18 protein-coding genes are annotated in these 17,567 nt (G+C 53.1%); 12 read left to right on the forward strand and 6 right to left on the reverse strand.

Features of this window, described 5'->3' with window-relative positions; genetic code table 11:
- Positions 1 to 14 precede the first annotated feature (14 nt).
- Together N7E73_RS16085 and N7E73_RS16090 are read right to left on the reverse strand one after the other, a co-directional pair.
- Complete coding sequence (locus N7E73_RS16085) at positions 15 to 1,589, reverse strand: DUF3369 domain-containing protein (protein ID WP_432735934.1); 1,575 nt, start codon at positions 1,587 to 1,589, stop codon at positions 15 to 17.
- Between the two features lie 11 nt (positions 1,590 to 1,600).
- Entirely contained in the window at positions 1,601 to 2,779 is a 1,179-nt protein-coding gene (locus N7E73_RS16090; protein ID WP_432735935.1) for an ATP-binding protein, read from the reverse strand.
- Between the two features lie 426 nt (positions 2,780 to 3,205).
- On the opposite strand from N7E73_RS16090, the gene N7E73_RS16095 reads away from it, so the two are divergent.
- From N7E73_RS16095 to pal, 12 genes are all read left to right on the forward strand, one after another.
- Positions 3,206 to 4,288, forward strand: a complete 1,083-nt coding sequence (locus N7E73_RS16095; RefSeq protein WP_432735936.1) for a phosphotransferase family protein — start codon at positions 3,206 to 3,208, stop codon at positions 4,286 to 4,288.
- Positions 4,260 to 4,868 carry an adenylyl-sulfate kinase gene (locus N7E73_RS16100; RefSeq protein WP_432735937.1) on the forward strand — a complete coding sequence of 203 codons (609 nt, stop codon included), beginning with the start codon at positions 4,260 to 4,262 and terminating at the stop codon, positions 4,866 to 4,868. The genes N7E73_RS16095 and N7E73_RS16100 overlap by 29 nt, the downstream gene beginning before the upstream one ends.
- A 69-nt stretch (positions 4,869 to 4,937) precedes the next feature.
- Complete coding sequence (locus N7E73_RS16105; protein WP_432735938.1) at positions 4,938 to 5,396, forward strand: nuclear transport factor 2 family protein; 459 nt, start codon at positions 4,938 to 4,940, stop codon at positions 5,394 to 5,396.
- Positions 5,397 to 5,619: 223 nt separating this feature from the next.
- On the forward strand, positions 5,620 to 6,996 hold the full coding sequence (miaB, locus tag N7E73_RS16110) for a tRNA (N6-isopentenyl adenosine(37)-C2)-methylthiotransferase MiaB (protein ID WP_432735939.1): 1,377 nt from the start codon (positions 5,620 to 5,622) through the stop codon (positions 6,994 to 6,996).
- Complete coding sequence (locus tag N7E73_RS16115) at positions 6,990 to 7,469, forward strand: bifunctional nuclease family protein (RefSeq protein ID WP_432735940.1); 480 nt, start codon at positions 6,990 to 6,992, stop codon at positions 7,467 to 7,469. Before miaB ends, N7E73_RS16115 begins: the two co-directional genes overlap by 7 nt.
- Positions 7,470 to 7,477: 8 nt before the next feature.
- Positions 7,478 to 8,131: a histidinol phosphate phosphatase domain-containing protein gene (locus N7E73_RS16120; RefSeq protein WP_432735942.1), complete on the forward strand. Its 654-nt coding sequence runs from the start codon at positions 7,478 to 7,480 to the stop codon at positions 8,129 to 8,131.
- A 32-nt stretch (positions 8,132 to 8,163) separates the two neighbouring features.
- Positions 8,164 to 8,916 carry an SIR2 family NAD-dependent protein deacylase gene (locus N7E73_RS16125; RefSeq protein WP_432735943.1) on the forward strand — a complete coding sequence of 251 codons (753 nt, stop codon included), beginning with the start codon at positions 8,164 to 8,166 and terminating at the stop codon, positions 8,914 to 8,916.
- A 61-nt stretch (positions 8,917 to 8,977) separates the two neighbouring features.
- Positions 8,978 to 9,739, forward strand: coding sequence for a MotA/TolQ/ExbB proton channel family protein (locus N7E73_RS16130; protein ID WP_432735945.1), 762 nt, complete (start codon positions 8,978 to 8,980; stop codon positions 9,737 to 9,739).
- 3 nt (positions 9,740 to 9,742) lie between these two features.
- Positions 9,743 to 10,159, forward strand: coding sequence for a protein TolR (gene tolR, locus N7E73_RS16135; protein WP_432735947.1), 417 nt, complete (start codon positions 9,743 to 9,745; stop codon positions 10,157 to 10,159).
- Positions 10,160 to 10,212: 53 nt separating this feature from the next.
- Positions 10,213 to 11,133 carry an energy transducer TonB gene (locus N7E73_RS16140; protein WP_432735948.1) on the forward strand — a complete coding sequence of 307 codons (921 nt, stop codon included), beginning with the start codon at positions 10,213 to 10,215 and terminating at the stop codon, positions 11,131 to 11,133.
- Between the two features lie 12 nt (positions 11,134 to 11,145).
- Positions 11,146 to 12,522 carry a protein tolB gene (locus N7E73_RS16145; protein ID WP_432735949.1) on the forward strand — a complete coding sequence of 459 codons (1,377 nt, stop codon included), beginning with the start codon at positions 11,146 to 11,148 and terminating at the stop codon, positions 12,520 to 12,522.
- Positions 12,523 to 12,678: 156 nt separating this feature from the next.
- Positions 12,679 to 13,278, forward strand: a complete 600-nt coding sequence (gene pal / locus N7E73_RS16150; RefSeq protein ID WP_432735950.1) for a peptidoglycan-associated lipoprotein Pal — start codon at positions 12,679 to 12,681, stop codon at positions 13,276 to 13,278.
- 326 nt (positions 13,279 to 13,604) lie between these two features.
- Here the strand turns inward: pal and N7E73_RS16155 are convergent, their stop codons facing one another.
- The 4 genes from N7E73_RS16155 to N7E73_RS16170 all read right to left on the reverse strand — a co-directional run bounded on the left by N7E73_RS16155 (position 13,605) and on the right by N7E73_RS16170 (position 17,524).
- The gene (locus N7E73_RS16155; protein ID WP_432735951.1) at positions 13,605 to 14,066 is read right to left on the reverse strand and encodes a phosphatidylglycerophosphatase A family protein; all 462 of its coding nucleotides are present in this window, start codon (positions 14,064 to 14,066) and stop codon (positions 13,605 to 13,607) included.
- Between the two features lie 103 nt (positions 14,067 to 14,169).
- A complete protein-coding gene (locus N7E73_RS16160; protein WP_432735952.1) occupies positions 14,170 to 14,418 on the reverse strand; it encodes a phage regulatory CII family protein in 249 nt (82 codons plus the stop codon).
- 173 nt (positions 14,419 to 14,591) lie between these two features.
- On the reverse strand, positions 14,592 to 16,748 hold the full coding sequence (locus tag N7E73_RS16165) for a sensor domain-containing protein (RefSeq protein WP_432735953.1): 2,157 nt from the start codon (positions 16,746 to 16,748) through the stop codon (positions 14,592 to 14,594).
- A gap of 98 nt (positions 16,749 to 16,846) precedes the next feature.
- Positions 16,847 to 17,524, reverse strand: a complete 678-nt coding sequence (locus N7E73_RS16170; RefSeq protein WP_432735954.1) for a cyclase family protein — start codon at positions 17,522 to 17,524, stop codon at positions 16,847 to 16,849.
- Positions 17,525 to 17,567: the final 43 nt, after the last annotated feature.

The following is a 17,567-nucleotide window of genomic DNA, read 5'->3' on the forward strand; positions in this document are numbered from 1 at the left end:
TGCGGGCTTCGTGACTATTCGTCCTGATACCTTTTTCTGACCTCCATGATCTTGTCGAGATTGTCGAAGAAGAGATCCACAAGATCGGGGTCGAACATTTTTTCGCGGTGTTTTTTGAGAAATTCCAGTGCCCGGTCCACCGACCATGCTTCCTTGTACACCCGGTCGCTGCACAGGGCATCAAATACGTCTGTTACGCAGATGATTCTTCCGGCAATGCTGATCTGATCTCCCCGAAGGCCCTGCGGGTAGCCTGATCCGTCCCAGTATTCGTGGTGCTCGTGGGCAATGGTGGCTGCTGTCTTGAGCAGCTTGCGGTTGCTGGCCCGCAGGATGTTGTAACCTATTTCGGTGTGCGTGCGCATTATCTTCAGTTCTTCCGGGGTCAGCTTGCCGGGCTTGAGCAGGATGGAATCGGGGATGCCGATCTTGCCCACATCGTGCATTGGTGAGGCGTAATACAGTTCATCTGTCTCCATCTGGTTCAGTCCTATGGCCATGCCGAGTATGCGTGCAATCTCAGAGACCCGGATTACGTGGAAGGCAGTCTCCTTGGACCGGAATTCCACCACTTCACCGAGCATACGCACGATTTCCTTCTGGGTATCCAGAATTTCCTGATTGAGATAGATGTTGTCGAAGGCAACGCCCACGTTATCGGAGAAAATCCGCAGCAGGTCTTCGTCCTGTTCGCTGAACCTCCTTCCTCCTCCTTCCACGTACAGCAGGTGCGATCCCTTCTGCTTGGTCGGCAGGTAGCCAAGGTAGTCGCTGCCCATGAAGCATCCGTGGCCGATGGTGCATATTTCCTCAAAGCGGGCCCGGACATCGTCAGAAAGTTCCTTGCAGTCATCCACCGAGCTTGTGCAGATGGAATACTTGCCGGTAGATGCAATGATCTGGAGTTCCTTGTTGTCAGGGGTTGAAACGGCAACGCCGTTTCCTTCCATGTAGACCGAATCACGCAGTCCCATCAGCGAGATGACCTGTGTCAGCACTCCCTGAGCCAGCTTGTTGACGGACTTCTGCTGGAAAAGATTGCTGGAGGCTTCGATGATATGCTTCAGTCCCTTGCGGTTTTGCTCTATTATCTGGATGTCCCGGTATGAGCGCAGGGCGGAAAGAACCGAGGTGAACAGCCGCTGAGCGGTAAGCTCGGCCTTGTGCTTGTAGTCGTTGATGTCATATTCGAGAATGACCTTGCGCTCAGGGGCCTGTCCGGGCTGTCCGGTACGCAGGATGATCCTGACCATGCGGTTTTTGAGCTCCCCGCGTATGTTGCGGACCAGTTCCAGACCTGCATGGTTGGTCTCCATGACAACGTCCAGCAGGATGACCGCTATCTCCGGCTCGGTATTCATTATTTCCAGTGCTTCCTGCGCGGTGTAGGCACTGATAAATTCAAGCCCGGCACCTTCGAACTGGAAATCGTCCAGAACCAGACGGGTTGTGCTGTGCACATCCTCTTCGTCATCGACAATGAGGATTTTCCACTTCTTTTCGTCATCAAAGGGCGACTCGTCTTCAGCGGGAGTTTCCTCGGCAAACAGAAGCTCATCTTCATCGAACAGATTGTTGTCAGTTGTCATCTTTCACAACCTCACTTGCGGATGGTCTCGTATTCGGGAACAGGAATTTTCAAGGCGAAAGAAGCTCCTCCCATGGAAGACCTGCCTATATCAATCAGCCAGTTGTAGCCGCTGGCAATGCGGTCCACTATGCTGAGCCCCATTCCCACCGCTTCCGGACGTCTGGTGAAGAACGGGTCGAACAGGTATGGCAGGTCATCGGTGTTGACTCCGGAGCCGTTGTCATCGATCTCGATGCAGCAGATTCTGGAGTCCGTTCTCACTTCCAGACTGACCCTTGGATCAGTTGCAGAGCAGAAGAACACGGCATTCTTGAGGATTTCTTCAAGAACTTTTTTGAAAAGGTCGGGCTTGGCATCTATAAGCACCTTTTCAAGGGAAATATTGAAATCGACTTCCTTGCCAAGAGACGCAGCGTATTCCCGGACGAGATCCATGATTTCCCCTGCGGCAATATCAAGTTCCGTTTCAGAATGATCACAATAGCTTATGGCCGCAAAGGCGGATACGCTGTCAACGATCATTTCCAGCCTTCCGGCTTCCTCGGAAATTGTATCAAGGTACTTGAGGGTGTCCGGGTTGTCTTCAAGTTTGCGGGAGGCCAGATTGGCGAAGCCGTTGATGGTCATGGTGCGGTTGCGGATCTGGTGAGCAACGGACATGGCAAGTCTTGCGAGGCTGGTGCGGTTCTGCTCAATCTTGAGCAGGTCGCGGTATGAGCGCAGGGCGGTGGTCATGGATGTTGCCAGCCGCTGTGCTGTGATCTCGGCCTTCTGCCAGTAATCGTTGATGTCAAGTTCGGTGATGACCTTGTGCTCGGGTGCGAATCCGGGCTGACCTGTGCGCAGGATGATTCTGATGAACCTGTTGTTGAGCTTTTCCCGGATCAACTGGGCAACATCAAGCCCGGCGGTATTGTTTTCCATGACCACGTCCAGAAGGATGATGGCCATATTCTGTTCCCGCTCCATTATGACCAGGGATTCCTCCCCGCTGAATGCACTGATGAATTCTAGGGGGCGACCTTCGAAAAAGAAATCCCCAAGAACCATCCGGGTCATGGAATGGACGTCCGGCTCATCATCGACGATAAGCACGCGCCATGGCGCTACGGGCTCAAAAGCGGTTTCTTCTGCTTCCTCTCCTGAAAAGAGAAGTTCATCATCTTCAAATAGATCCGGACTCTGCATTGAATTTCCTAGTGTGATCAAATTTATGGATTTTCCATGGTTGTTAACAGAATAGCCTACTTCAATGAAAAATTAAACAGGATAGCTTCAGAAAAATCACAAATGATGGAAAAAAGAAAACCGGTCCAGTGCTCCCGAACGGATTGTAACACCGGTTTTTTACTGTTTTCCTTACAATCGTCCGTGCCTTTCGTTTTTCTTTAGTGTAAGTTGCGTAGTAAGAACTGTTTGGAGTCGTTTGGTGCCATTGCAAGGCAAATCCATTTTTCAACAACCAGGCAATCAAACTCCCAAAAGGTTAACTCGTCTTACCCTGCGGTTATGGAACTTTTCTTCTGCCTGCGGCGAAGCCTTGTTAAAAGGTGTCGGGGGAGTCCGCTGGAGACAAAACAGAGGTTCCGCAGGGCTGCCGGAGGCATCTGCCATATGATAGAGATCAATGCTGTAATGCTTGAAGGGTATCTGAAGGAAGCGTTTGGAGTCGGGACGGTGCTGCTGGATTACGGCGCTTTAGGGTCGCTGGACAAGCAGGGTATGAAGAAATTCGGTTACGGCAAACCTCTGCTGGTCCGTTTTTCCGTGGATGGAGAGGAGCGCGAGACCGTCATTTCTGTGATGAAGGGTGATAATTACGGTCATCAGTTCTACTGGGACCGTGCGGCGATACTGATGTTCCAGTACGAGACCTCGGCGCGCATGGAGCGGCATGTGAAGCCCATGGGCATAGGTTACGTCGGCAGTGAAGGAACCATGAAGCCTTTGCATGGGCCGCAGGAGTTCTTCATACTCAACGAGAAGCTTGAGGGGTACGACTATTTCCATGATCTGGACCGGATCAGGAAGGGCGGATTCGAAATGCGCGACCGGGACATGGCCGCTTCATTGGCGCAGTGGCTGGCCGATGTCCATTCCGTGCGCAAGGATGATCCGCATCTGTACATGCGACGCATACGGGATCTGATCGGCTCCAGCGAGTGCATTATGGGGCTGGTGGATGAGGCTTATGCGCATCCCAATGAATATATTTCGCGTGAACGTTTCATGGCCCTGGAGAAGCGGTTGATAGATTGGCGCTGGAAGCTGACCCATTACACGGGCAGGCTCTGCGCCGTGCACGGGGATTTCCATCCGTGGAACGTGCTGGTGGGCGGCCCGGACGGATTCAGCGTGCTGGACCGCAGTCGCGGGGAGTGGGGCGAGGCTGCCGGGGACCTGTGCTGCATGGCCGCCAACTACATCCTGTTCGGCCTGTACAGTGACGGCTCATTTTCCGAAACCTTCCGGACCCTCTACATGACCTTTTTCGATGAATATCTGGAGCGGACCGGCGACAGCGAGATACTTGAAGTCATGGGGCCGTTTTTCGTGTTCCGGGGGCTGGTGATAGCATCGCCGGTCTGGTACCCTGACCATCCCAAACGGGTGCGCGAGGCCCTGCTGCGGTTCATGGAAAATGTGCTCGAAGACGAGGTTTTCGATTATGTCGAATTCGAACGGTATATGCGTTAACAGAAACTGGGCGGTCTGGGTCACGGGCCTGCCGGGTTGCGGAAAATCCACCATTGCCGGGATGCTGCTGGAAAAGCTGCAATCCGAAGGCGTGAAGGCGGTGAAGCTGTGCATGGATGAGCGGCGCAAACTCTATATCCCGAAGCCCGAATACAGTTTCGAGGAACGGCAGCGGGCTTATTCCCTGTTTGTGGAGGATGCCGTATCTATTATGGAATCGGGGCGCTGCGTTATCATGGACGGTTCCGCACACGATAAGAGCTGGCGCAATTATGCGCGCGACAGGATAGAATATTTCGCAGAAGTCCATCTGCGCTGCCCGGTGAATATGGCCATGAAGCGCGAGGCCGGACGCCAGCAGGGGCTGGTCATGGCCGGGCTGTACGAAAAGGCCCTTGAGCGGCAGCGTACCGGAAAACAGTTCAAGGATCTCGGGCAGGTAATCGGTGTGGATGTGCCTTTCGAGGTGGATCATAATGCCGAATGCATCGTGGATACGGCGGGCAGGTCTGCGGAAGAGGTTTTCGGCATGGTTGAGGCCTGTCTGCAAAAGTGGCGGAAAATGAACGGGATATGCTGATTTTTATTTGAAACTGTATTAAGTGTTGTTCATTCGCAATAACTCCATATCAAAACAAGGGTGTCTGCCGTGAAGAAAATATCCGCACTTATTCTGATTTTTGTCCTCGCACTGGCCTCCGCAGCTGTTGCTTCGGAACCGGAAGATGTTGTCCGCGACCAGATCAAGGATCTGCTGTTTGAGTACAAGGATGCGTACAACCTCAGGGATTTCAATGCCGTCCGCGCTCTTTATACCGAAGACGCCCTGGTCATGTCCTTTCCGTGCAACTCCGATAAGGAAGTCTTTTTCAAGGAGTTCAGCGATTCCCTGCCGCAGTGCTCTTCGTACTGGGTAGAGGCCGCCTTCAAGCTGCGCCTGTTCAAGATAACCAGCTTTTCCGTTGAAGGTGACAAATGTATCGCCCGGATAAACTGGGACTACCGCGACAACATGAATCGCGGAAAGTTCAACCCGAGCTTCGAGTTCACGAAGGTTGACGGAAAGTGGAAGATTTCCAGAGAAAACTATGGACGCAAGACAGAGTGATCCCATAAAAAACGCACAAGACAAAAGGGAACCCAAGGTTTGACCGGACGGTTCCCTTTTTTGTTTGTGGCTGGGCATCGTCTGGAACTTTATAGGCAGAAGCCTCCGGCGGCGAAATCAGATCGTCAAAAGCGCGTAGCGCATCAAATAAATCTCCGTGTTAAGTGCTGAAGGCATGCAAAGCATGCTTTACCGCCGTAAGCGATTGGAGTATGTGGCGGGTATGAAATTTACGGTACTAACATTCGGTTGTCAGATGAACGTTCATGATTCCGACTGGCTGATCCGGGCCATGGAAAGCCGCGGCTGGACAGCAGTTGAGGAATCGGAAGCAAATATATTTATCATTAACACATGTTCCGTGCGCGAGAAGCCGGAACAGAAAGTCTACAGCGTACTGGGCAGACTGGCTCCGCTGTGCAAAAATCCCGGCGACTTCGTTGCCGTAGGCGGCTGCGTTGCCCAGCAGATCGGTGCTGGCTTCATGGAGAAATTCCCCCATGTGCGCCTTGTGTTCGGCAGTGACGGCATTTCGCAGGCCCCGGCAGCTCTTGAAGATCTTGCCCGGAACCACGACAAGAAACTGGTGCTCACCGATTTCGTTCCCGAATATCCGGAACGCGAGGGCGGAGAAGTTTCCAGCAATCTTGATCTGCTGCCCCCCGGCATCGGGACCATTCCCGGTCAGGCCTTTGTCAACATCATGCAGGGCTGCGATAACTTCTGCGCCTACTGCATCGTTCCGTACACGAGGGGTCGCCAGAAATCCCGCGCAGCTGAAGCGGTGATCAGCGAATGCCGTTCGCTGGTAATGGCCGGGGTCAGGGAAATAACCCTGCTGGGCCAGAACGTGAACAGCTTCGGCATGGACAAAAAGGGTGCTGAGCTTACCTTTGCGCAGCTTCTGTACAGGATTTCAGAGATTGAAGGGCTTGAGCGCATCCGGTTCACCACTTCACATCCCAAGGACATTGCTCCGGAAGTAATAAAAGCCTTCGGCGAACTGCCAAACCTCTGCCCGAGCCTGCACCTGCCGGTCCAGTCCGGTTCCGACCGCATCCTTAAAAAGATGGGCCGCAAATATGACCGGGCCAGATACCTGGGTATTGTTGACGGACTGCGTGAAGCCTGCCCGGACATTGCCCTGACCACTGATATTATCGTGGGCTTTCCCGGTGAGACCGATGAGGATTTCGAGCAGACCATGGATATGATGGAACGGGTACGCTACGAAAGCAGTTTTTCCTTCAAATATTCCGACCGTCCGGGCGTTGCGGCAGTGAGAATGCACCCCAAGGTGGACGAGGAAGTTGCTCAAAACCGTCTTGCTCGCTTGCAGGAAAGTCAAAACCGTATTACTAGAGAAAGTCTAGAAGCTCTTACGGGGCGTGAGATGGTCGTGCTGCTGGAACGTCCGAGCAGAAAACAGGAGGACGGAGGCGTGTCCTGGCGGGGCAAGGATCCCGGCGGGAGGGTGATCAACGTTCATTTTGAAGGTTGTGCCGAGGAAGCGAAGCTTGGCGGCAAGCTTGTGCGGGTGAAGATCATCGAGGCCAAGAATCACTCCCTTGTGGGGGCCAAACTGGGGGAACCATGGTAGTAGTTCAGGTTTACGGTCTGGCAGTGGAAAACGACACGGAAGCACCGGTTCTGGTGCTCAAGGACGAAGCGTCCGGCATGGTTCTGCCCATCTGGATAGGAGCCATGGAGGCCATGGCAATTTCCATGGTGCTCAACGAGATGTCCTTTCCCCGGCCCATGACCCATGACCTGCTGCTCAGCACCATTGCGACCTTCGGCGGAACCGTCACCTCTGTTGACATCGTTGATATTGAGCAGGGCACTTTTTATGCCGAGATTATGATCCAGAAGGGTGATGAGGTCATCGCCATAGATGCCCGGCCCTCCGATGCCGTGGCACTGGCTGTCCGGGCCGATTGCCCCGTGCGAGTCTCGCAGAAGGTGCTCGATATGGCCGGAACCAGGGATGCCGAAGAAAAAATTACCGAAAGTTCAAAGTGGGAAGATGAGCTTGAAGATCTTTCCCCCGATGACTTCAAATACAAGATGTAGGTAGTCAAGTGATCGATTTTCATACACATACGGTTTTCAGCGACGGGGAACTGATTCCTGCTGAACTGGCAAGGCGGGCCCGGGTTGCCGGATATCGCGCTCTGGCCATGACCGATCATGGCGATCTCAGCAATATTGATATTATTCTTGAAAATATTCACAGATTTGCGAAGAAACACGGGCATTATTTCGATATAGATGTCTTCGCCGGTGTTGAGCTTACCCACGTTCCTCCGGGACTGATCGGCGAAATGACCGCCCATGCTCGGAAGTCCGGGGCCCAGATTGTGGTCTGCCACGGTGAAACCATCGTGGAACCGGTTGCCGAGGGAACGAACCTCGCCGCCATCGAGGCACGGGTGGATGTACTTGCCCATCCCGGTCTCATCTCCGAAGTGGAAGTGAAGCTTGCCGCTGAATACGGCGTCTGCCTCGAAATCACCACCCGCAAGGGACACAGCCTGACCAACGGGCACGTTGTGTCGCTGGCCCGCAAGCACGGTGCAAAGCTTGTCATCAACAACGATGCCCACGCGCCCGGTGATCTGGTGGGACTTGAAATGCGTCGCAAGATTGCACTCGGTGCAGGCATGACAATTGAAGAGTACCAGCAGGCTGAAGAAAATTCCCGCGCTCTGGTGCAGGAGCTTATGAAGAGATAGGGTTCCAGTTTGGGTTGCTCAGAGGGGAAGGCATGGCAGGTAGGTCATTGCAGCAGGAACAGATAGATAGAGCCGCAGAGCTGATAAAGAGTGCGAGGTTTGTGATCGCCTTGACGGGTGCGGGTGTATCTGTGGCCAGCGGCATACCTGATTTCCGCAGTCCGGGCGGCCTGTGGTCCCGGCACGACCCTGAGAAGGTTGCATCCATACGGGCATTGCAGAAGGACCCGGCTGTGGTCTGGACATTCCTGCTGGATGCTTACCGTATGATGAGGGCGGCCGAGCCGAATGCGGCGCATATTGCATTTGCGCAGTTGGAACAGGGCGGATTCCTTCAGGCGGTCATCACCCAGAACATAGACGGGCTGCACCAGCGGGCCGGTTCCGGGCGGGTTGTTGAATTTCACGGCAACTGCAGTGAATATTACTGCATGGAGTGCTTTGTTCCTTTTGACCGGGAGAAGATCGAGGGCAGTGAACTGCCGGTGCGCTGTCCTTCTTGTGATGGCGTCATCAGGCCGGATCTGGTTTTCTTCGGCGAATCCATTCCTTCGGAAGCGTACAGGGAGGCATTCCTGCTTGCGGAGGAGGCTGATCTGGTCATAGTTGCCGGAACATCCGGCGAAGTTGTGCCGGCAAGCCTTATTCCGCCTCTGGTGCAGGACGCCGGCGGAAAGATTATTGAGATCAACTATGGTCCCTCGGCTTACGAGTCCAGAAGCGACGTCTTGCTGAAGGGGCAGGTGGAGCAGGTTCTGCCGTTGATTGTGCAGAAACTGGTTTGATATAAATTGAATTTATAATGCCTGTCCGTTTCGGGCAGGGTAAAAAAGGGTGCGGTGCCATATGGATTTCTTACCTCAGGGCGGAATTTTCGCCATGCTCGCTCAGGCCACAATCGTGGTAAAAGGCGTGCTCTGTCTGCTGGCGGGCATGTCGCTCTGGAGCTGGACAATCATTTTCTGGAAAATCATTTCCCTCGGCCGGGCCAGAACCCTGATCCTCAAGGGCAATAAAATTATGGAAGAGGCTGATTCCCTGTCCGCAGGGCTTACCGCAATCAGCAAGACTCCAGCTTCCCCGCTCAACCGCATAGGAACCGCGGCTGTGAAGGAATTCCGGGTGCTGGAAAAATCAGCCGTAACTCCCAGCCACAAGCGCAGACTGATCAAGGATACCCTGCGTCGCATCCTGCGCCAGAAGGTCAGCTCCGAGATGAAGAAACTTACTTCTTCGCTCTCTTTCCTCGCAACCTGCGCGAACGGTGCTCCGTTTATCGGTCTTTTCGGAACCGTCTGGGGGATCATGAACTCCTTCCATGCCATCGGCTCCGCAAAGTCTGCGGCTCTGGCTGCTGTTGCACCGGGCATCTCCGAAGCGCTGATTGCGACCGCCATCGGCCTTGGCGTGGCTATTCCCGCTACCATTGCCTACAACTTTTTCCTCGGCGTGCTTAACGGCATTGAAACCGAGATGGTCAACTTCGCCGGATCGTTCCTGAACCGCGTGGAGCGTGAAGTTTCGTGGGTTGAACCCGTCCCCAAGGCCGCTCCGGCAAGGGAAACAGGGCAATCCGCTGAGGATGACGCACCTTCCGGGCAGGAGTAGTTTATGGGCGTTTCAACCAACAACAGGGGAATGCTGGCCGAGATCAACGTGACCCCTTTTGTCGACGTCATGCTGGTTCTGCTGATCATTTTCATGGTTACGGCTCCGCTCATGACTCAGGGCGTCGAGGTGGACCTGCCCCAGACCCGCACGGTCCGTTCGCTGCCGCAGGACAATGAGCACCTTGTGCTTTCCATCAACGACAAGGGCGAAATCTATCTTGACGAATACAAGGTGGGCTTTGACGAACTGCAGGGACATCTTGAAAGGCTGGTCAAGAAGCAGAACAAGATGCTTTTCCTGCGGGCCGACAAGAATGTTGCCTACGGCGAAGTTGTGAAAGTCATGGGCGAGATTAAGGCCGCCGGAATCGACCGACTGGGCGTTGTGGCCGAACCTGTCGATAATAAAAAGAAATAGTCCGTTTTTACGGGCAGGATTTGTAAAGGAACTTTACAGGGCATATTTTACTGATGAAGCTCATCGGTCTCCTCATATCTTTACTGCTGCACGCGGGCCTGATACTTCTGGCTGTGACGTGGGCTGTGTCTCCTCCTCTGAAAATCTCCCTTGATATGCCAGTATATCAGGTTGATCTGGTCAGCCTTGCCCCGTTGCCTGCCGCTCCCGCTGTCAAGAAAGCGCCTCCGGCTGAAGTCAAACCGCAACTTTCCAAACCCGCTGCCGTGGCAATCCCGGAGACTGCGCCCAAGGCCGTGCCTGAAACAAAGCCGGAAGTTGAAAAGGCTCCTCCGGCAAAACCGAAACCTGTAGCCAAGCCGAAACCGAAGCCGGAAGCCAAGCCTATTTCCGAGAAAAAGGTAAAGACCACTACACCTCCCAAGAAACCGGCGGAGGAAAAACCGGTCAAGAAAGAAGAACCTGCCAAGAAAGAACCGGAAAAGAAGGCCCCGCCCAAGAAAGTGGAGCCGAAAAAACCTGAGGTTAAAGCCGAAGACGCCCTTGCAGCGGATCTTGCCTCGCTGGCCAAGATAGTTGAGAAAAAGGAAAAGGCTGAAAGACAGGCCGTAGCCAGTGACCTTGCTTCGCTGGTTGATACTGCCAAGACTACAGCTGTTTCCGGTTCTCCTGATGGTACTGCCGGGGCTTCCGGTCTGGTGCAGGTCTATGCCTCCATCGTGAAGGAGGCTGTGCGCAAGAACTGGCGCTATCCGGTCTTCGGGCAGAAGGAAAATCTGGTCACACAGGTCCAGATCCAGCTTAAAGCGTCCGGCGAAATCAGTGATATTGAAATACTGAGTTCGTCCGGCAACACGGATTTCGATGATTCGGTACTTACCGCGCTGCGCGATACCGAAGTGCTGCCGGAGCCGCCGGGAACATCGATCAGAACCATCATAGTAAACTTCAACCTGCATGATCTTGATCAGTAGGTGCTCTTAAAAATGAAAAATTATCTCAGAATTTCCCTGTTGGGGTCAGTGCTTTCAGTACTGGCCGCCTTTCTGATTGTCTGCATGACGGTCTCCGGCAGTTCTGCCGCGGATACCCTGACCGTGGATATATACGGGCCGGGGCAGCGCAAGATCAATATCATCCTGTTGCCGCCCAAGACCGTTCCCGACGGCAAATATTCCGGCTCCAAGGATACCGACCTGCCGCTGCCCGGTGAAGCCGGATCATTCAGCAAGGATCTTGAAAAGGATCTTGCCTATCTGCCGTTTCTCAATATTGTTCCCATAACCGATATCCTCGGCGGCGACCCTTCGAAGGGAGTCCGCCCCGGGGAGATTGATGTCAAGCCTCTGCGTCTTTCCAAGGTGGACCTTGCCGTAACCACCGGCTGGGAAATCCGGCCCAACGGGGAAAAGAACCTGCTTCTGCGCTGTATTGGCACCTTCAACGGGCGCACCATTATCGGCAAGAAATACTCGATGGTGACCGAGGATATGCTGCCCCTTATTGCCGACAGGTTCAGCTCCCATCTTATGCGCATACTTACCGGGCGTGACGGCTTCTTTGAATCCAAGATCGCCTTTGTTCGCAAGGTCGGTAAGGATAAGGAAATTTATACGGTCAGCCCGCAGGGAAGGAACCTGCGCCAGATAAGCTCCCTTGGCGGAGTGAACCTGAGCCCCAACTGGTCCCCGGACGGCGAACGGCTGGTGTTCACCCGGCTTGGTTCGCGCCAGCATCTGCTCTGTGTCTGGGACAGTGCGACCGGTAAGATCGACCAGAAGAGTTTTCCCGGAAATACCGTTATTGGCCCGGCATTTTTGCCTGACGGAAACATGGCAGCGACTCTGACCATGAACGGCAATTCAGATATTTTCCTGATCAACGGCGATTACAAGCCCAAGAAACCGCTTGCTCAGAGCTGGGCGATTGAGGTTTCGCCCGATTTTGACGCGACAGGCGACAAGATGGTCTTCACCTCGGCTCGCTTCGGAAACCCGCACATTTTCCTGTTGGACATGAAGAGCGGGGTGGTTACGCGGGTTACCAAGGAAGGCAAGTACAATACCAACCCCACCATAAGCCCGGATGGACGCTACGTGGCCTTTGCCCGGCAGACCCCGCTGGGGCACCGCATTTTCGTGCATGACCTCAAGTCCGGGCAGGAGCGGCAGCTCACTTTCGGGCCCGGGAATGACGAAGACCCGGCTTTCGGTCCTGACGGGTATTTTATTGCCTTTGCCTCAAGTCGTTCCGGTGATTACAAAATCTACCTGACCACACGGCACGGGGATCCTGCAATGCTGGTGCCCACCGGAGGAGGTGTCGCCAAGGCTCCGGCCTGGGGAAAAGCGAAAAAATCATAGCCGCAGGATACGATTTAACGGTCCTGTTGCAGTCACCGCTTGATTTTTTTGCAAAACACTATAGTGTCGAAACATTGGAAGTTATAAGTAAGAGTAGTTTTTTCATCTGGTGTGGACAAACTCCTGTCCTGCAAAGTTCCTGTCTCAGGAGGGCAAATGAAAGCTAGAGCTATAATTTTGTGTTTGATGTTTGTACTGTTGGCCGGTATCGGAACCGGTTGTTCCAAGAAGCGTGTCGAGTCCAATCCCGCAAGCCCTGCTGTTGAGGAAAGAATGAATGAGCAGCAGGAAAAGGAAAAGCAGAGACTCGAAGAGCAGGCCAGACTAGATAGGGAAAAAGCCCTGCAGGAACAAGCTCTTGAGGAAGAACGCAGATCGGCTGAAAGCGCTGCTGCCAAGCAGGAGTTCGATAATGCTATCGTCGAACTCGGCAATATGATTCACTTTGATTTCGACTCCTTCGAAATCAAGCCCGAATACCGTCCGCTGCTGCAGTCCAAGGCTGAAATTCTCAAGAAGTACGACAACGTGACTATGGTCATTGAAGGATACTGTGACGAACGCGGAACCGAGGAATACAACCTCGCTCTCGGCGAACGCCGTGCCCGCGCCGCATATGAATTCCTTATCCTGCTCGGTGTCGCACCCGAACGTCTCAGCATAGTAAGCTTCGGTGAGGAGGATCCCGTCGATCCCGCTCACAACGAAACTGCATGGGCCAAGAACAGGCGCGTACAGTTCAGGCTTACTTACTAAGTCTTACCACGATCTTTAAAAAAGACCCTGCTTCTTGTTGGAAGCAGGGTCTTTTTTCGTGCTCATAGTGTCCCTGAAAAATATGCCTTCGGCCTTAATTCTTTTGAAAAGGGTTTGCTTCATCGGGTTATAGGCGAAGCCCTACTGAAAAGTTTTTTGAAGAGTCCAGAGAAACTTTTTTCCCAAAAAAGTTCCCTTGGCCCCCGGAGGGTCCCCGAAGGGCCGCCGGAGGCAAAAAGAAAAGGCCGCAATATCTGTATTGATATTACGGCCCGTGTTTTTTGCAATTTTACCCGGAACAGCTTGTCAGTCTGAAGTTTGTGTAATCACATACTGCGGATCAGCCAGAGGCAGATCATTGCGTATACGCCTGCGAACAGATCATCGATCATTACGCCGTAGCCGTCCTTGAGCCATTTTTCAGATGCTCTTACAGGCCAGGGCTTTAAAATGTCGAACAGGCGGAAAAGGGCGAAGCCGACGATAGCCTGCCAGGCTACTATGCCGGGGAAGGGAAGAAACACTATCCACTGTCCGAGTACTTCGTCTATGACTACGCTGGAAGGATCTTTTTTTCCAATTTCTTTTTCAGCGGCAGTACAGGCCAGCGCGCCGAAGTAGAAAAGGAGCCCCAGTACGATTACCCTGACCGGGATGGGCAGGGGGAAGAAAAGGAACGGTGCGGTTATGAGAGCCGCCGCTGAGCCCCATGTGCCGGGTGCCTTAGGCAGAAACCCTACCGGGCCGAGAGTGGCTATTTTGGTGAGATTAAAATTGATCTTTTTCATGCAGCCATTATCTACCCAACGGCTTTAAAAGTCCATACCGACCTGAGTGTGAACGCTCATGTTCTGCTGCTCAGGTCGGGATGGCGGACCCGCTGCTAGCCGCTTAATTGGCTCTTGGCTTGAGGGTGTAGCCTATGCTGCGGGCAATGTATTCAAGCGGTTTAACTTCGTTGGTTGCGCGAAGTATGTCCATCAGGGTTTCTGCTCCGAGTTTTGCGTTGTCGTCAAAGGGATTAATTTCCCTGAGCAGTGTGGAGTAGGGTTTTCCGATGGTCTTGGCCACTTCCTTGGCCGGTTTGCTTCCTTCGAGAACTATATCCTGAGTCACTTTTGTGATCGATTCGTAATTCATTTTAAAACTCCTTCATTTAATGCATTCAGCCAGAATGAAGCCTCATTCTTTGATTACATTATTGACGGAGAAAGGGCCTGTGTAAACGGCCCCCACTTTGTATTTAAGGTACTTTCGACTGTATATGAGGGTAGGGTTTTGGGGGGTAGGGGAGGGTTTTGGGGGGTAGGGTTCTACTCCGGAAGGTAGAGGTTGTCCCTTCTGCCGTTCAGGAATTCGAGGAACTCAAATCTGGAAAGCGGTTTGCTGTAGTAGTAGCCCTGAATTATGTCGCAGCCCTGCTGGGTAAGAAGTTCTACCTGATCAGCGTCTTCAACACCTTCCGCAACGACCTTGAGTCCCATATGCCGGGCCATGCTGATGATGGCGCAGACTATGGCGAGGTCATTCTTGTCGGTCATGATGTCGTTAACAAACGAGCGGTCAATCTTGAGGGTGGTGATTGGCAGCCTCTTCAGATAGCTCAGCGATGAATATCCTGTACCGAAGTCGTCGATGGAGCAGGATACCCCGGAAGAACAGAGATCGTTAAGGATTTCGGTGTTCTTCTCAATGTTTTTCATCAACAGCGATTCGGTTATTTCCAGTTCAAGTTTTTCCCGCGGGACCTTGTATTCCTCCAGAATGGCGAAAATAGTCTCGGAGAAACTTTCGTTATCCAGTTCCTTGGCGGATACGTTGGCGGAGACTATCAGGTCGGTATGTCCGGCTTTTTCCCAGACTTCCATGTCGCGCACAGCCTGCCTGATAATAAGGGTATCCACTTCATGGATGAGGTTCAGTTCTTCCGCAAGGGGAATGAATTTTGCGGGCGACACTATGCTGCCGTCCGGCCTGATCCAGCGGGCCAGTGCTTCCATGCCCACCACCCTGCCGGTGCGGGTGTTGATCTTGGCCTGATAAAAGGGCACGAATTCACCGTTTATCAGGCCCTTTCTAATGGCTGATTCCATGTCTATTTTACGCTGGGCCAGAACTTTCATCTGGGCAGTGTAGAACCGGATGCTTTCGATATGGCTTCCCTTGACCTGATGCATGGCCGTGTCCGCATGCAGGATCAACTGGTCCGGGCAGCGGGTGTCGTCAGGGAAAGTCGCAATTCCTATGCTGGCCTTTATGTAAATTTCGTGATCCTCGATACGGAAAGGCTCGTTGAACTGATCAGTAACCTTGTGGGCAAAGGAGATGATGTCATTTACACTGTTATAGCCTATCAGTGCGATGGCGAATTCATCGCTGCCCAGTCGTGCAAGAGAGTCATGCTCATTCAGGAGCGGTTTGAGTCTGGCCGCAATGAGTTTAAGGAGGTCGTCTCCAACTTTATATCCAAGGGAGTCGTTGACCTTTTTGAAGTCATCGAGATCCATGTACAGCAGGGCGATCTTGTTGTTGGTCTTCTCGGCCTTTCCTATTTCGCGTCTGATCCGGTCACCGAAAAGCCTTCTGTTGGGCAGGTTGGTCAGAGCGTCATGGTAGGCATAGAAATGTATTTTTTCTTCTTTGCGCTTCAGTTCGCTGATGTCGTTGTTTACACCTACGAAATGGGTGATCTTGCCATCCGGATCATATATTGCGCTTATGTTGAGCCGCTGCGGGTAGATTTCGCCACTCTTGCGGCGGTTCCAGAGTTCACCTTCCCATGTTCCGTCGCGGAGCAGGGATTCCCACATCTTTTTATAAAAATCTGCGTCGTGGTAATCGGATTTGAGTACCCGCGGGTTTTCGCCACGGATTTCATCAAGTGTGTATCCGGTTATGTCGGTGAAAGCCGGGTTGATCTGCAGGGCCTTGCCCTGGGCATCGGTTATGATGATGCCGTCGAGCGTGTTTTTGAATACATGGCGCATGAACTGCAGATTCTCGTTTGCATTGCGCAGGGTATCGGCCTGAGCCTGAAACTCCTTGCTGAGTTCTTGATGATTTTCAAGCAGTTGCTGCTCTCTCTCTTTGGTCTCGGATATGTCCGAAGTCAGAATCCCGATTCCCTGCAAGGCTCCGGACGAATCTCTGATGGGGAATCTGGTGGCTCCGAAAGTCAAGTCTCTGCCGCCGGGGAGGTTGAGTGTCACTTCCAGAGAAAGATAATCACCTGTCGGCAGGGTACAGGCTTTTCGGTCGGATATTGCGATTCTTTTGATCTGTTCCTCGGTCGCCACATTTTTCAGCAGCTCAGAATCGTCTTTGCCGAGCACTTCGCTTTTGTCCTTGAACCCGAGCATTTCAAGGAAAGGGGTATTGACGTAAGTGTAGCGAAAATCGGTATCTTTAATGATGGCTATGTGGCTGGCGTTATCCAGAAAGCTGCGGAGAAGATCGGAACAGTCAGGCATAATTGAATCAATATCCGGGTGTTCGGGGTTGAGGGTTGTTTTAACAGTGGTCCATTTCCGAGTAAATTAGCATCGGCGGTTATATACCGCAAATGAATTTAGAGCTCATCGGTCTGAAAATTACCGGCCGCAATGGCTACTGCCCTGACCGGGGAACCATCGGAGTCCCGGAATTTCAGGGGCAGGCAGGAGAGTATGAATCCGGCCTGCGGCAGGGCGTGCAGGTTGGTCAGGTTTTCAATGATGATCATGCCCTGACCGAGCAGTATCATATGTGCAGGGTAGTCGGCCGTGTCTGCCGGGTCCACGGATATAACATCAATGCCGATTCCTTTGAGGTCGAAGTCGGCAAGCCAGCGGGCTGCTTCCGGGGAAAGAACCGGATAGCCGAGGAAGTATTCCGGGGTTCCCCAGTGAAGGTGCCAGCCGGTGTTGAGCAGGATGAAGTCGTGCTCGGCTATTTCTGTCTCAAAAGGGGCAAGCTCGTCGATGCCTATCTCGCAGCTGTGCCCGGTTTTGCAGGCTGTACTGCAATCAATGACTATTGCCGGGCCGATGAACATTTCCGGATCCAGCATGTCCAATGTGGCGGCTCCCTCTATCATGTGTGCGGGTGCGTCGATATGCGTTCCGGTGTGGGTTGCAAGGTTGATGCGGTGTTCCAGAAAACCGTGGGTCGCATGGGTTGCTACTGCGCTTATGACGGGCTGGGCGGTACCGGGATACACGGGCATTTCTTCGGTTATTGTGTGGCTGAGGTCGATTATGGCTGTCATATTATGTCCGGTTTGCGGCCGGGCGCGTTCTAGGTTTATTTCC

Origin of the sequence: Maridesulfovibrio sp. FT414 (assembly GCF_050916235.1) — a bacterium.
Taxonomy (GTDB): domain Bacteria; phylum Desulfobacterota; class Desulfovibrionia; order Desulfovibrionales; family Desulfovibrionaceae; genus Maridesulfovibrio.

Bases quoted from the DNA above. Each gene is read 5' to 3' on its own strand.
- N7E73_RS16085 (WP_432735934.1), bottom strand. From the start codon at position 1,589: ATGACAACTGACAACAATCTGTTCGATGAAGATGAGCTTCTGTTTGCC.
- N7E73_RS16090 (WP_432735935.1), bottom strand. From the start codon at position 2,779: ATGCAGAGTCCGGATCTATTTGAAGATGATGAACTTCTCTTTTCAGGA.
- N7E73_RS16095 (WP_432735936.1), top strand. From the start codon at position 3,206: ATGATAGAGATCAATGCTGTAATGCTTGAAGGGTATCTGAAGGAAGCG.
- N7E73_RS16100 (WP_432735937.1), top strand. From the start codon at position 4,260: ATGTCGAATTCGAACGGTATATGCGTTAACAGAAACTGGGCGGTCTGG.
- miaB (WP_432735939.1), top strand. From the start codon at position 5,620: ATGAAATTTACGGTACTAACATTCGGTTGTCAGATGAACGTTCATGAT.
- N7E73_RS16115 (WP_432735940.1), top strand. From the start codon at position 6,990: ATGGTAGTAGTTCAGGTTTACGGTCTGGCAGTGGAAAACGACACGGAA.
- N7E73_RS16125 (WP_432735943.1), top strand. From the start codon at position 8,164: ATGGCAGGTAGGTCATTGCAGCAGGAACAGATAGATAGAGCCGCAGAG.
- N7E73_RS16130 (WP_432735945.1), top strand. From the start codon at position 8,978: ATGGATTTCTTACCTCAGGGCGGAATTTTCGCCATGCTCGCTCAGGCC.
- tolR (WP_432735947.1), top strand. From the start codon at position 9,743: ATGGGCGTTTCAACCAACAACAGGGGAATGCTGGCCGAGATCAACGTG.
- N7E73_RS16140 (WP_432735948.1), top strand. From the start codon at position 10,213: ATGAAGCTCATCGGTCTCCTCATATCTTTACTGCTGCACGCGGGCCTG.
- N7E73_RS16145 (WP_432735949.1), top strand. From the start codon at position 11,146: ATGAAAAATTATCTCAGAATTTCCCTGTTGGGGTCAGTGCTTTCAGTA.
- pal (WP_432735950.1), top strand. From the start codon at position 12,679: ATGAAAGCTAGAGCTATAATTTTGTGTTTGATGTTTGTACTGTTGGCC.
- N7E73_RS16155 (WP_432735951.1), bottom strand. From the start codon at position 14,066: ATGAAAAAGATCAATTTTAATCTCACCAAAATAGCCACTCTCGGCCCG.
- N7E73_RS16160 (WP_432735952.1), bottom strand. From the start codon at position 14,418: ATGAATTACGAATCGATCACAAAAGTGACTCAGGATATAGTTCTCGAA.
- N7E73_RS16165 (WP_432735953.1), bottom strand. From the start codon at position 16,748: ATGCCTGACTGTTCCGATCTTCTCCGCAGCTTTCTGGATAACGCCAGC.
- N7E73_RS16170 (WP_432735954.1), bottom strand. From the start codon at position 17,524: ATGACAGCCATAATCGACCTCAGCCACACAATAACCGAAGAAATGCCC.